This window comes from Thermaurantiacus tibetensis (assembly GCF_015354055.1).
GTDB classification, from domain to species: Bacteria; Pseudomonadota; Alphaproteobacteria; order Sphingomonadales; family Sphingomonadaceae; genus Thermaurantiacus; species Thermaurantiacus tibetensis.
In genome coordinates, this window is record NZ_JACHTM010000002.1 from 710639 (window position 1) to 723855 (window position 13217).

Genomic DNA, 13217 nt, shown 5'->3' on the forward strand with positions numbered 1-13217 from the left:
CGCAAAGCCGGTCTTCTGCTCCGCCCGCGCTTTTGCCGAATCCCGGGGAACGGACTAGGGTGCGGCCATGCACGCGCCCGATCGGCCCGCCCGCTCCGCCCGCGGCCGCTGGCTCCGCCGGCTCGCGGTGGCCGCCGCGGCGCTCCTCGTGGTGGGCGCCGTCGCCGCCGGCCTCCTCTGGGCCACCCTCTTCCGCAACCTGCCCGATGCCGCGCGGCTCGCCGCCTACCAGCCGCCGCTTCCCACCCAGATCCGCAGCAGCACCGGCGAGCCCCTCTTTGCCTTCGCCCGCGAGCGCCGCATCTTCCTCCCCTACGAGGAGATCCCCCAGGTCGTCGTCCACGCCTTCCTCTCGGCGGAAGACAAGACCTTCTTCTCCCACGGCGGCCTCGACTTCCCCGGCATCGCGACGGCCATCGTCACCAACATCCGCGGCCTCTTCTCAGGCCAGTCGCGCCCGGTCGGCGCCTCCACCATCACCCAGCAGGTCGCCAAGAACCTGCTTCTTTCGAACGAGGTCACCCTCACCCGCAAGCTGCGCGAGGCGGTGCTCGCCCGCCGCATCGAGGAGATCCTGACGAAGGAGCAGATCCTCGAGCTCTACCTCAACGAGATCTTCCTCGGCCGGAACGCCTATGGAGTCGAGGCCGCGGCCCGCACCTGGTTCGGCAAGCCGGCCGCCGAGCTCGCCGCGCACGAGGCCGCCTTCCTCGCCAGCCTCCCCAAGGCCCCCTCCGCCTTCGATCCCCGCCGCAACTACGCCCGCGCGCTCGAGCGCCGCAACTGGGTGCTGGGCGAGATGGCGGCGAACGGCTGGCTCCCGCGCCAGGATCTCGCCCGCCTTCGGGCCCTTCCCATCCAGGTTGCCGCCGAGCCGCGCGCCACCGCCAACGTCGCGCCCTACGGCCGCGACTTCATGGAGGAGGTCCGCCGCCAGCTCATCGCCCGCTTCGGCGAGACGGCCGCGGACGGCCCCAACAGCCTCTACGCCGGAGGCCTCTGGGTCCGCACCACCATCGACCCCGCAATCCAGAAGGCGGCCGAGAAGGCGCTGCGTGACGGCCTCGTCCGCTACGATCGGCTGCGCGGCTGGCGCGGGCCTGCCGCCACCATCGACCTCGGCGACGGCTGGCCCGCACGCCTGCGCGCGCTCGACCTTCCCGTCGGCTACGAGAGCTGGCGCGCCGCCGTCATCCTCGCCCGCACCGGCGGCGGCTTCCGCCTCGGCTTCGAGGACGGCTCGACGGGCACCATGTTCGCCGGAGACGCCATGATGTCCCGCGGCGGCGTCCCCGCCCACCAGCAGCTGAAGCCCGGTGACGTCGTCCCCGTTGCGCCCACCGGCGCCGGCAGCTGGGGCTTGCGGCAGATCCCGCTCGTCTCCGGCGCCCTCGTCGTCCAGGAGGCCCACAGCGGCCGCGTCCTCGCCATGGTCGGCGGGTTCGATTCGCGCGGCGCCAGCTTCAACCGCGCCACCCAGGCGCTGCGCCAGCCCGGCTCCGCCTTCAAGCCCTTCGTCTACGCCGCCGGCCTCGAGGCCGGCATGACGCCGGCAAGCCTCGTCTCGGATGGCACCTTCTGCGTCTACCAGTCGGCGCGGCTGGGGCGGAAATGCTTCCGGAACTTCGGCGGCGGCTCGGCGGGCCTCCAGACCATGCGCTGGGGCCTCGAGCAGTCGCGGAACCTCATGACGGTGCGCATCGCCGCCCAGACCGGCATGGACAGGGTGGTCAAGCTCGCCAGGGACCTCGGCATCGGCGACTACCAGCCGGTCCTCGCGATCGCGCTCGGCGCCGGCGAGACGACGCCCATGAAGCTCGTCAACGCCTATTCCATGCTGGTGAACGGGGGGAAGGAGATCGAGCCCGTCGTCTTCGACCTCGTCCAGGACCGCAACGGCCGCCCCATCTTCCAGGCCGACACCCGCCGCTGCCCCGGCTGCCGCGCGCCCTGGAAGGGCCAGGCCATGCCGCAGCCGGTCGACACCCGCCGCCAGGTCCTCGACCCGCGCACCGCCTACCAGGTCGTCCACATGCTCGAAGGCGTGGTCGAGCGCGGCACCGCCACCCGCCTCAACAACCTCGGCGTGCCCTTGATGGGCAAGACCGGTACCACGACGGGTCCGAAGGACGTCTGGTTCGTCGGCGGCACGTCCGACATCGTCGCCGGGCTCTACATGGGCTTCGACCGGCCGCAGAACCTCGGCGGCTGGGTCCAGGGCGGCAATGTCGCCGTCCCCATCTGGCGCGACTGGTACACCGCGACCTACGCCGAGGACCCGCCCGAGCCCTCGCCCTTCCTCGCGCCTGCCGGAATCCGCATGGTCCGCATCGACCGCCGCTCGGGCCGGCGCGTCTTCGGCGTGTGGCCGTCCGATGCGCCCAAGGCCGCGGTCATCTGGGAGGCCTTCAAGCCCGAGACCGAGCCGCGCCGCATCGTCGGCCCGCCGCCGCCGCCCCCGCTTGCCGCCGGCGCCGGCCGCGCCATCCGCACCGACCGCGACTTCCTCGCCGAGCATGGGGGCATCTACTGAACCGCCGTCAACCGCCCGCAGCGCTTGGCAGCTCCCGCCCCGCTGGCTAGACGCAGCCGCATGCTCCGCCCGGCCCCGCTCCGCCCGGCGCGCCTGCGGCCGACGCGCCCATGAGCGGCAGCCCCCGCGTCCTCGCCGTCGCCTCCGCCGGCGGCCACTGGATCCAGCTGCTCCGGCTCGCCCCCGCCTGGGACGGCTGCGAAGTCGCCTACGCCACCACCTCGGCAGACTTCCGGGACCATGTCGCCCGTCTCGCCGCATCCCGCGGCCAGCCCGCACCCGGCTACCACGTCCTCACCGATGCCAACCGCTGGCAGAAGCTCCGCCTCCTGCGCCAGGCCGTCGAGGTTCTCCTCCTCCTCCTCCGCCTCCGGCCCGACGTCATCGTCACGACCGGCGCCTCGGTCGGCTACTTCGCCATCCGCTTCGGCCGCCTCCTCGGCGCGCGCACCCTGTGGCTCGACAGCATCGCCAACGCGAAGGAGCTCTCCCTCTCCGGCGCCCGCGCCGGCCCCATCGCCCACCTGTGGCTCACCCAGTGGCCCGAGCTCGCCCGGCCCGGCGGCCCCCGCTACGAGGGCCAGGTCCTGTGATCTTCCTCACCGTCGGCACCCAGGAGCCCTTCGACCGGCTGGTCCGCGCCGTCGACCAGTGGGCGGCCACGGCCACCATGCCGGTCTTCGGCCAGCTCGGCGCGCTCACGCCCGCGAGCTACCGCCCGGCCCACATGGAATGGGCCGAGTTCCTCCCCGCCCGCCTCTACGAGGAGAAGGTCGCCGCCTGCCGGCTCATGGTGGCGCACGCCGGCATGGGCTCGATCATCTCCGCCCTCACCGCCATGAAGCCCCTCCTCATGCTGCCGCGCCGCGCCAGCCTCGGCGAGCACCGGAACGAGCACCAGCTCGCCACCGCCGAGAAGTTCGCCGGCCGGCCGGGCCTCCACGTGGCAGCCGACGAGCGGGAGCTTCCCGCCCTCCTCGACCGCCTCCTCGCCGCGCCAGAGGCGCCCGAGGCCGCGCTTTCGGCCACCGCCAGCCCCGAGCTCATCGCCGCCGTCCGCCGCTTCATCCTCGGCTGACGCCCCGCGCCACACCGTCCGGTCGCGTCTGCCGGCTGCGGCAGAGGCGCCCGTTGCACATCGCGCGCGCCCGCGCCACCCGCACACCCGTGCTCCTCCTCCCCGTCCTCGGCGACCAGCTCACCCCCACCCTTGCCAGCCTCCGCGGCGCCGACCGCGCCTCCTCGGTCATCCTCCTGGCCGAGGTCATGGAGGAAGCCTCCTACGTCCCCCACCACCGGCAGAAGCTCGCCCTCGTCTTCGCGGCCATGCGCCACTTTGCCGAGGCGCTCCGCGCCGACGGCTGGCATGTCGCCTACCACCGCCTCGACGACCCCGACGCACCGCCCGGCCTCGATTCCGCCATCCGCGCCGCCGCCGCCCGCCACGGCGCCACCGCCATCCGCATGACGGAAGCCGGCGAGCACCGCGTCCGCGCCCTCCAGCGCGCCATCCCCGGCGCCACCATCTGCGAGGACGACCGCTTCCTCGTCTCGCTCCCCGCCTTCGCCGCCTGGCGCGCGGGCCGCCGCCGGCTGCGCCTCGAGGACTTCTACCGCTGGCAGCGCCGCGAAACCGGAGTCCTCATGGCCGGCGATGAACCCGTCGGCGGCCGGTGGAACTTCGATTCCGAGAACCGCAGGCCGCTGCCGAGGGGCCTCGTCCCGCCCCCGCCCCCGCGCTTCCCGCCCGATGCCATCACGGCGCAGGTGCTCGCCATGGTCGCAGCCCGCTTTCCGTCGAACTTCGGCACGCTTGACCGCTTCGCCTGGCCCGTCACCCGCAGCGACGCCCTCGCCGCCCTCGCCGACTTCGTCACTCACCGCCTGCCCCTTTTCGGAGACTACCAGGACGCGCTCGCCCATGGGCAGGAGACGCTCTTCCACTCGCTCCTCTCGCCTGCCCTCAACCTCGGCCTCCTCACCCCGCGCGAGCTCGTCGACTCGGCGCTCGCCGCCCACGCCGCCGGCCACGCGCCCTTGAACGCCGTCGAGGGCTTCGTCCGCCAGATCCTCGGCTGGCGCGAATATGTGCGGTGCATCTACCTCGCCGAAGGGCCGGATTACGTCCGCCGCAACGCCCTTGCCGCCACCCGCCCGCTTCCGGCCATCTACTGGCAGGGCGCAAGCGGCATGGCCTGCTTCGACTCGGCCTTCGCCCAGACGCGCGACCTGGCTTACGCCCACCACATCCAGCGCCTCATGGTGCTCGGCAACTTCGCCCTGCTCGCGGGCGTCGACCCCTTCCACGTCCACGAATGGTTCCTCGTCGTCTATGCCGATGCCTACGAATGGGTCGAGGCGCCCAACGTCATCGGCATGAGCCAGTGGGCCGATGGCGGCCTCCTTGGCTCCAAGCCCTACGCGGCGTCGGGCGCCTACATCCGCCGCATGGGCGACCACTGCCGCCACTGCCGCTTCGACGTGACGGCGAAGACCGGTGAGGGGGCCTGCCCCTTCAACCGCCTCTACTGGGACTTCATCGCCCGGAACGAACGCCATTTCGCGTCGAACCAGCGCATGTGGCGCACGCTCGATGCCTGGCGCCGCTTCCCGCCTGCCCGCCAGCAGGCCATCCGCGACGACGCCGCCGCCTTCCTCGCCACCCTCTCCTGACGGCGCCGCCCGCGGCAGCAGGCCGCATCGGGGGGCCGCCCCGACGCCGTCCGGCAACGGCCCGCGGCTACCGCCCCACGCAGTGTCTGTCAGGGGGCCGTCACATGAAGCTCGCGCCCGCTGCCGCTCTCGCCACCTTCCTCGCCGCGCCCGCAGCCGCGCTTCCCTTTGCCTTTGCGTCTGCCACTGGCAGCACCACGGTCGCCCACGGGGCGACCGCCGCCGGCCTCACCCTCCTCAGCTTCGCGCCCGTCGAGATCCTCGACTTCGGTCTCGCCGACGGCGCCGGCGGCAGCGCGGCCTCCGCCGGCGGAGTCTTCGCCGCCGGTGGCTTTGCCGGGCTCGCCGAGTGCGCGGCGCTCGCCCAGCCGGCCTACGGCGTCCACGCCGCCACCGCCGGCCTCGAGGCCGCCCCCCTCCTGCGCTTCGTGAACGAGGGCGCGGCAGACGCCCCCCTCGCCTTCCGCCTTGCCGGCAGCATCGACCTCTCGGTCCAGACCGCGGGGCGGCTGGCCTTCGCCAACGCCTTCGGCACCTGGACCTTCCGCTTCGCTGGAACCGGAGTCTCCGGCACGCTTCCGGCAAGCTTCGGCGACTCCGCCGACCTCTCCGGCGGCTTCTTCACCGGCCCCTTCGGCGCCGATTCACTCTCGCGCGCCGCCAGCCTCGAGCTCGCCCTGGTCCTCTCCCCCGGGGCCGTGCTCGAGATCGCCCGGGCAAGCTTCGCCGCGAGCTTCGCCTACGCCTTCGTCCCCGAGCCCGCCACCTGGGCCATGTTCGTCGCCGGCTTCGGCATCGTCGGCGTCGCGCTCAGCCGCCAGCGCCGGCCGCTTTCGGCCTAGCGCAACCGCGAGCGGCATGGCGCGCCCGCCTGCGGCACAAGGCGCTCCCGGGAGGTTCAGCCATGGAATTCGCCCGTCTCGCCGACATGACGGCCCACTGGGCCGCCGCCACGCCCGACCGCACCGCCATCCTCTACGAGGGCACCGCCGAGACCTGGGCGGGCCTTCACGCCCGCGTCCTTGCCGCCGCCGGTGCGCTCCGCAAGGCGGGCGTGAAGCCCGGCGACCGGGTCGGCCACATGGGGCTCAACCACCCGGCCTACGTCGTCCTCATGTGCGCCTGCTTCCGGCTGGGTGCCATCATGACTCCCATCAACTGGCGGCTCGTCGCCGGCGAGGTCGCCTATGTCCTCGACGACGCCGGCATCGGCCTCCTGCTCGCCGACCGCGCCTTCGGCCCCGTCATCGCCGGCGCCGGCGCGCACGGCCTCACCATCGTCTGGACCGACGAGTTCGACGCCTTCCTCGCCAGCGCCACCCCCGAGGACGCCCTCGCCGACACCGGCCCCGAAACCGTCGCCCTCCAGCTCTACACGTCGGGCACCACCGGCTTTCCCAAGGGCGCCCTCCTCACCAACCGCAGCCTGCTTGGCACCATCGCCAAGGGCGCGCTCACCGGCGAATCCTGGTCGCTCTGGCGCGACGATGACGTGGCGCTCGTCGCCATGCCGCTCTTCCACATCGGCGGCACCGGCTGGGCGCTCCACGCGCTCCACGCGGGCGCCACCATGGTCATCCTCCCCCGCCCCGAGATCCCGGCCATGGTCGAAGCCATCGCCACCCACCGGGTCACGCGCATGTTCGCAGTGCCCGCCGTCCTCAACATGATCCTCAATGACCCGTCCGCCCAGGGCGCCGACTTCGCTTGCGTCCGCGCCCTCCTCTACGGCGCCTCGCCCATCCCCCTGGACGTCCTCTCCCGCTCGATCGCCCGCTTCCCCAACGCCCAGTTCGTCCAGTGCTATGGTGCCACCGAAACCTCCGGCACCGTCGTCTACCTCCCGCCCGAGGACCACAGCGTCGAGGGCAACGCCCGCATGAAGGGCTGCGGCAAGCCCTTCCCCGGCAACGAGATCCGGATCGTCGATTCCGACATGCGCGAGCTCCCCCGCGGCACCATCGGCGAAATCGCCATCCGCTCCGTCTCGGTCATGGCCGGCTATCACAACAGGCCGGAGGCAACCGCGAAGGCCATCCGCGACGGCTGGTATCTCTCCGGAGACGCCGGCTACATGGACGAAGACGGCTATCTCTACATCCAGGACCGGGTGAAGGACATGATCGTCTCGGGTGCGGAGAACATCTACCCCGCCGAGGTCGAGAACGCGCTCCACACCCACCCGGCAGTGAAGGACGCCGCCGTCATCGGCGTGCCCGATCCGAAGTGGGGCGAGGCGGTCAAGGCCATCGTCGTCCTGAAGGAAGGGGCGCAAGCCACCGCAGACGAGCTCATCGCCCACTGCCGTCCCCTCATTGCCGGCTACAAGATCCCGAAGTCGGTCGATTTCGTCGCCGAGCTGCCGCGCAACCCCTCGGGCAAGATCCTCAAGAAGGAGCTCCGCAAGCCCTACTGGGAGGGCATGGACCGCCAGGTCGCCTGACCGTCGCCGTCCCCGCGTCCCGCGCCCGCCCCTCGCGCGCCTTGACAGAAGCGCGCGAGCGGCCGTCAACACGGCCATGCCCGGCCCCTGGCCCCTGGCCTCCCTCCTCCCGCCCGGAAGCCCGTGGCTCGCGGGCCTCGGCGGCCTCCTCGGCCTCGCGGTCGGCAGCTTCCTCGCCACCCTCGTCGTCCGCGCAGCCCAAGGCCTGCCGCTCACCGGCCGCTCCCGCTGCGACTCCTGCCGCGCGCCCCTCCCCGCCGCCGCGCTCCTGCCCCTCCTCGCCTTCGCCGCCCAGCGCGGGCGCTGCCGCCACTGCGGCACCGCCATCGATCCCGTCCACCCCGCGCTCGAGGCCGCCGCCGCCCTCGTCGGCGCGCTGGCCCTCGGCCTCCTCGGCCCCGGCCCCGGCCTTGCCGGCGCGCTCTTCGGCTGGCTCCTCCTTGCCGCGGCCGCGCTCGATCTGCGCCACCACTGGCTGCCCGACTGGCTCACCCTGCCGCTGCTCGCCCTCGGCCTCGGCCTGTCGCTCGCCCGCGATCCGTCCGGCTTCCCCGCCCAGGCCGCCGCCGCCGGCGGCTTCCTCCTCCTCTTCTGGCTCGTCCGCGAAGCCCACTTCCGGCTCCGCGGCTGCGAGGGGCTCGGGCTTGGCGACGTCAAGCTCGCCGCCGCCCTTGGCGCCTGGGTAAACCCCGTCCTTCTTCCGCCGTTGCTGCTGCTGGCGGCCCTTGCCGGCCTCCTCTGGGCCGCGTTCGTTCGGGCGCGGGCCGGGGCAGGCGCGGAAGGCACGGCAGTGGGAGCAGGGCAGGGCGCAGGGCAGACGGCCGGGCCAGGCGCGGGAGGCGCAGGGGCAGGCGCGGGAGGCGCAGGGGCAGGCGCCGGGCAGGCGGCCGGGCAGGGCGGGCGGGGCGCCGGGCAGGGGCCCGGGGAAGGCCTTGCCAGCCCGCCGCAAGCCGGCTGGCCGGAGGTGCCCCTCGGCGCCTTCCTCGCCGCCGCCGCCTGGCCGCTCTGGCTCGCCGCCGCGCTCGCCGACGCAAGCTGAGGAGCCCATGCCCGCCCGCGCCCCCTCGTCCCCCTCGGCTCCTTCGGCTCCCGCCCCGCCCGCGCGCCATGGCCTCCGCCGCAACCGAACTGTAAGACTTCTGCCGCAAGGCGGCCGCGGCGCCGGGCCGGCACCCGCCCCGCCCGCCGTGAAGGGAGACCGCGCATGACTGCCCGCTCCGCCGCGCTCCGCCTGCCGCTCCCGCCGCTCGCCCTCCTCGTCCTCGCCCTCCTCCTCGCGCTCACCGTCCTCCTCGGCGTGCGCGCGGCCGCCGCGCTTCGCCAGCCAGTGCCGCCGCTCCCCCGTGCCGCGCCGCCCCCTGATCCCGCCATCCTCGCCCGATTCGATCCCTTCTCCCGCACCCCGCCCGCGCCCGCGGCCGAGGAGCTCCCCGTCACCGCCCTCCCCCTCGTGCTGAAGGGCGTCCGCCTCGACCCCATCTCCGGCCGCGGCGTCGCCATCCTCGCCGGGCCCGACGGCCGCCAGGAGATCCGCGAGCCCGGCGAGACCGTGCTCGACGGCGTCGCGCTCACCGCCGTCCACGGCGACCACGTCATCCTCGACCGCGCCGGCACGCCCGAGACCCTCTGGCTCGACCAGGCCTCCGGCCCGTTCCCGGCCGTCTTCTCGTCCCCCCCGCCCCCGCCCCCGCCCCCGGCCGCCATGCCGTCACCCGGCCCGGCCACGCCCGCCGCGCCCGCGCCCGCCATGCCAGACGAACCCGCGCTCGAGCCCGCGCCCGCCCCCGGAGACGCCGATTGATCCTTCCCCACCGCCCCCGGCCCCGCCGCGCACCTCGGCACCTCGCTGCCGCCACCGCCGCCTGCCTCGCGCTCGCGCCCGCCCCGCTCGCCGCCCAGCAGCCGCCGCGCCAGCCCGGCCCGCCCGCGCCGCCCGCCGCCCCGGCGCCAGCGTCGGAGCCCACCCTCAACCTGCGCGACGTCGACATCCGCACCTTCATCGCCGATGTCGCCCGCGTCACCGGCGCGAGCTTCGTCATCGACCCGCGCGTCTCCGGCAGCGTCTCCGTCATCTCCGACCGGCCCCTCTCGCGCGCCGCCTACTTCGAGCTCTTCCTCGCCACGCTGCGCGCCAACGGGTTCGTCGCCGTCCCCACGGGCGCCGGCCAGTATCGCGTCCAGCCCGCCGAAGCCGGGGCCGGCTCGGTCCGGGGCGGCGACCGCTTCGTCACCGCCGTCATCCCCTTGGCCAACATCGACTCGAACTCGGCGGTCGAATCGCTCCGCCCCGTCCTCAGCCGCAATGGCACGGTCGCCGCCAACCGCGCCGGCAACGCCATCATCGTCACCGACTTCGCCGACGTCGTCGCCCGCGCCCGCGCCACCCTGCGCGAGATCGACCGCGACCGCTCGGGCACCCGCCTCGTCGCCCTGAAGCACGCCGGCCCGCGCGAAGTCGCCCAGGCGCTCGAGCAGCTCCTCCGCCGCAGCCGCGGCGCCGACAACATGGGCCCGACGGCCACCGTCGTCGCGATCGACGCCGCCAACGCCATCGCCATCCGCGGAGACGCCGCCATCGTCGCCCAGATGGTCGCGCTCGCCACCGAGCTCGACCGCCGCGCCGCCGAGGGCGCCGAGACCCGCGTCATCTTCCTCGAGCACGCCGACGCCGCCTCGATCCTCCCCGTCCTCCAGTCCCTCGTCGGCCAGACGCCCACGCCCAACCCCACCGCCTCCACCGCCCCCCTCTCCGCGCTCGCCGGCACTCCCTTCGGCGCCGCCCCGCGCGATGCCGGCGGCGCCCCCGCGCCCGTCCCGCAGGTCCAGGCCCTGCCCGCCGCCGGCGCCGACCTCGGCGTCGCCGCCGGCCCCCGCCCGCGCCAGGCCATCATCGCCCGCTACGACGGCGCCAACGCCCTCGTCATCTCCGCCCGCGCCGACGTCCAGCGCGAGCTCGGCGAGGTCGTCCGCCAGCTCGACCAGGTCCGCGCCCAGGTCCAGGTCGAGGCCATCATCGTCGAGATCTCCGACTCGCTCGCCCGCCAGCTCGGAGTCCAGTGGCTGGCCAAGCCCGCCGACGCCGCCACCCCCTTCCTTGCCGCCAACTTCACCAACGCCGGGCCCGACATCCTGGCGCTCGCCGGCGCAGTCGCGGTCGAGCGCGGCGCCATCGCCAACCCCACGCTCGCCAACGCCCTCGTCCAGAACGCCATCCGCGCCGCCGCCGCCTCCCCCGTCGCCGGCGGCGCCGGCGTCTTCAGCTGGAACGTCGGCAACGCCGTCTTCGGCACCATCGTGAGCGCCGCCCGCAACGACGCGGCCTCCAACATCCTCGCCACGCCCTCGGTCGTGGCGCTCGACAACCAGCCGGCCCGGCTCCTCGTCGGCCAGGAAATCCCCATCACCACCGGCGAGGCGCTCGGCCAGAACCTCGACAACAGCTTCCGCACCGTCCAGCGCCAGGACGTCGGCGTCCAGCTCGTGGTCCGCCCGCAGATCAACGCCGGCGGCACCATCCGCCTCGAGATCCGCCAGACCGTCTCCTCCATCGCCTCGACCGTCGCCGAGCGCGACTTCGTCCTCAACAAGCGCGAGGTCGAGACCGTCGTCACGGTCGCCGACGGCGAGATCCTCGCGCTCGGCGGCCTCCTGTCCGACCAGGAGCGCCGCTCGCTCCAGAAGGTCCCCGGCCTCGGCGACATCCCCGGGCTTGGCGAACTCTTCCGCTCGCGCAGCAGCAGCCGCGAGAAGACCAACCTCATGGTCTTCCTCCGCCCCACCATCGTCCGCGGCCGCGAGCAGGCCGCCGCCGTCACCGCCAACCGCTGGAACTACCTGCGCGAGATGCAGGAGGCCACGACCGGCTTCTCCAGCCTCGACGCGCTCGCCTTCGACTATCTCCGCACGCTGCCGCCCTACCGGCCCCGCCCCTTCCCCGGCCCCGAATACCAGGGCCAGCCCCCCTTCCCCCGGCCGGCGGACCCACCTGCCGCTCCGCCCGCGCCCGATCCCGCCCTCCTCTCGCCCAAGAACGGCACCCGGCCCGGATGAGCGCGCCCCGCCTCCCTTACGCCTTCGCCCGCCGCGCCGGCGTCCTCGCACGCCCTGACGGCCGGCTCGCCCTGTCGCCTGCCGCCACGCTCGCCGCCGTCGCCGAGGCCTGCCGCGCCCTCGGCCCCGCCCGGGTCCCTGCGGGCCTCGACCGGCTCGACGCCGCCGCCTTCGACCGCCTGCTCGCCGAGACCTACGCCGCCGACGGCATCGCCGCGCTCGCCGAGGCCTCGGGCCTTGGCGAGGGCGGCCTCCTCGGCCTCGATGCCGCCGACCTCCTCGACAGCGACGACGAGGCCCCCGTCGTCCGCCTCATCAACGCGCTCGTCGCCCAGGCGGTCCAGCAGGGCGCGTCCGACATCCACCTCGAGCCCGCGCCCGACGGCACCGTCGTGCGCATGCGCCGCGACGGCGTCATGGAGGAAGTGCTCCGCCTGCCCGGCGAAGTCGCCCCCATGCTCGTCAGCCGGGTCAAGGTCATGGCCCGGCTCGACATCGCCGAGCGCCGCCTCCCCCAGGACGGCCGCATCTCGGTCGCCCTCGGCGCCCGCCAGGCCGACGTCCGCGTCTCCACCCTGCCCGCCCGCGGCGGCGAGCGCGTGGTGCTCCGCATCCTCGACCAGGCCGCCGTCAGCCTGACCCTCGAGACGCTGGGCCTCGACTCCGCGACCGAGGCGGGCCTGCGCGCCGCGCTCGCCAGCCCCAACGGCATGATCCTCGTCACCGGCCCCACGGGCGCGGGCAAGACCACCACCCTCTACGCCGCGCTCAAGCTCCTGAACGACGGCCGCCGCAACATCCTGACGGTCGAGGACCCGGTCGAATACGCCGTCCCCGGCGTCGGCCAGACCCAGGTCGACCCGCGCATCGGCCTCACCTTCGCTGCGGGGCTGCGCGCCATCCTTCGCCAGGACCCCGACGTCGTCATGGTCGGCGAGATCCGCGACCGCGAGACCGCGGGCGTCGCCGTCGAATCCGCGCTCACCGGCCACCTCGTGCTTTCCACCGTCCATGCCAACTCGGCCGCCGGCGCCATCACCCGCCTGCGCGACTTCGGAGTCGAGCCCTTCCTCATCGCGGCCACGCTGCGCGCGGTGGTCGCCCAGCGGCTCGTCCGCCTCGTCTGCCCCGCCTGCCATTCGGAAGAGCCGCTCGCCGCCGCGCTCGCCGGGCGCATCGGCCTTCCCCCCGGCACCCCCGTCGCCCGTGCCAACGGCTGCCCCGCCTGCCGCATGACCGGCTTCGTCGGCCGCCAGGGCCTGTTCGAGCTCATCCGCATCGACTCCGCCGTCCGCGCCCTCGTCAACGACGGCGCGAGCGAAGCCGCGATCGAGGCGGCCGGCCTCACCCGCAGCCTCCCTGAATCCGCCCGGGCGCTGGTCGCCGCCCGCCGCACCACCCCTGAGGAAGCCATGCCCCTCTTCCTCGAGGAGCGCGGCAGCGCGCCGCCGCCGGGCGCCGCTCCTCCGGGCGCCGCGCCGCCGCGCGCCGAGGCCCCGGCCGCGGCATGAGGGCCCC

General features: G+C 74.5%; 10 protein-coding genes. All 10 read left to right on the plus strand.

The genetic code is table 11. From position 1 onward, the window contains the following. Positions 1 to 67 precede the first annotated feature (67 nt). The 10 genes from H3H34_RS08030 (at position 68) to H3H34_RS08075 (ending at position 13210) form a co-directional block, all read left to right on the plus strand. Entirely contained in the window at positions 68 to 2533 is a 2466-nt protein-coding gene (locus H3H34_RS08030; RefSeq protein ID WP_235945496.1) for a penicillin-binding protein 1A, read from the plus strand. A 110-nt stretch (positions 2534 to 2643) separates the two neighbouring features. Continuing rightward, complete coding sequence (locus H3H34_RS08035) at positions 2644 to 3126, plus strand: glycosyltransferase family protein (RefSeq protein WP_194744730.1); 483 nt, start codon at positions 2644 to 2646, stop codon at positions 3124 to 3126. Next, complete coding sequence (locus tag H3H34_RS08040; protein WP_194744731.1) at positions 3123 to 3611, plus strand: glycosyltransferase; 489 nt, start codon at positions 3123 to 3125, stop codon at positions 3609 to 3611. Before H3H34_RS08035 ends, H3H34_RS08040 begins: the two co-directional genes overlap by 4 nt. Before the next feature lie 53 nt (positions 3612 to 3664). Next, positions 3665 to 5206 carry a cryptochrome/photolyase family protein gene (locus tag H3H34_RS08045; RefSeq protein ID WP_207790817.1) on the plus strand — a complete coding sequence of 514 codons (1542 nt, stop codon included), beginning with the start codon at positions 3665 to 3667 and terminating at the stop codon, positions 5204 to 5206. Between the two features lie 104 nt (positions 5207 to 5310). Then, positions 5311 to 6048: a PEPxxWA-CTERM sorting domain-containing protein gene (locus H3H34_RS08050; RefSeq protein ID WP_194744732.1), complete on the plus strand. Its 738-nt coding sequence runs from the start codon at positions 5311 to 5313 to the stop codon at positions 6046 to 6048. Between the two features lie 62 nt (positions 6049 to 6110). Next, positions 6111 to 7649 (plus strand): long-chain-fatty-acid--CoA ligase, encoded by a 1539-nt coding sequence (locus H3H34_RS08055; RefSeq protein WP_194744733.1) that lies wholly within the window; start codon positions 6111 to 6113, stop codon positions 7647 to 7649. A gap of 76 nt (positions 7650 to 7725) precedes the next feature. Then, positions 7726 to 8688 (plus strand): prepilin peptidase, encoded by a 963-nt coding sequence (locus H3H34_RS08060; RefSeq protein ID WP_194744734.1) that lies wholly within the window; start codon positions 7726 to 7728, stop codon positions 8686 to 8688. 165 nt (positions 8689 to 8853) lie between these two features. Next, positions 8854 to 9450 (plus strand): type II secretion system protein N, encoded by a 597-nt coding sequence (locus tag H3H34_RS08065; RefSeq protein WP_194744735.1) that lies wholly within the window; start codon positions 8854 to 8856, stop codon positions 9448 to 9450. Further along, positions 9447 to 11699 (plus strand): type II secretion system secretin GspD, encoded by a 2253-nt coding sequence (gspD, locus tag H3H34_RS08070; protein ID WP_194744736.1) that lies wholly within the window; start codon positions 9447 to 9449, stop codon positions 11697 to 11699. Before H3H34_RS08065 ends, gspD begins: the two co-directional genes overlap by 4 nt. Continuing rightward, positions 11696 to 13210, plus strand: coding sequence for a GspE/PulE family protein (locus H3H34_RS08075; protein ID WP_194744737.1), 1515 nt, complete (start codon positions 11696 to 11698; stop codon positions 13208 to 13210). The genes gspD and H3H34_RS08075 overlap by 4 nt, the downstream gene beginning before the upstream one ends. The last annotated feature ends 7 nt before the right edge of the window (positions 13211 to 13217 follow it).

Bases quoted from the DNA above. Each gene is read 5' to 3' on its own strand.
- H3H34_RS08075 (WP_194744737.1), top strand. From the start codon at position 11,696: ATGAGCGCGCCCCGCCTCCCTTACGCCTTCGCCCGCCGCGCCGGCGTC.
- H3H34_RS08050 (WP_194744732.1), top strand. From the start codon at position 5,311: ATGAAGCTCGCGCCCGCTGCCGCTCTCGCCACCTTCCTCGCCGCGCCC.
- H3H34_RS08065 (WP_194744735.1), top strand. From the start codon at position 8,854: ATGACTGCCCGCTCCGCCGCGCTCCGCCTGCCGCTCCCGCCGCTCGCC.
- H3H34_RS08055 (WP_194744733.1), top strand. From the start codon at position 6,111: ATGGAATTCGCCCGTCTCGCCGACATGACGGCCCACTGGGCCGCCGCC.
- H3H34_RS08030 (WP_235945496.1), top strand. From the start codon at position 68: ATGCACGCGCCCGATCGGCCCGCCCGCTCCGCCCGCGGCCGCTGGCTC.
- H3H34_RS08035 (WP_194744730.1), top strand. From the start codon at position 2,644: ATGAGCGGCAGCCCCCGCGTCCTCGCCGTCGCCTCCGCCGGCGGCCAC.
- H3H34_RS08060 (WP_194744734.1), top strand. From the start codon at position 7,726: ATGCCCGGCCCCTGGCCCCTGGCCTCCCTCCTCCCGCCCGGAAGCCCG.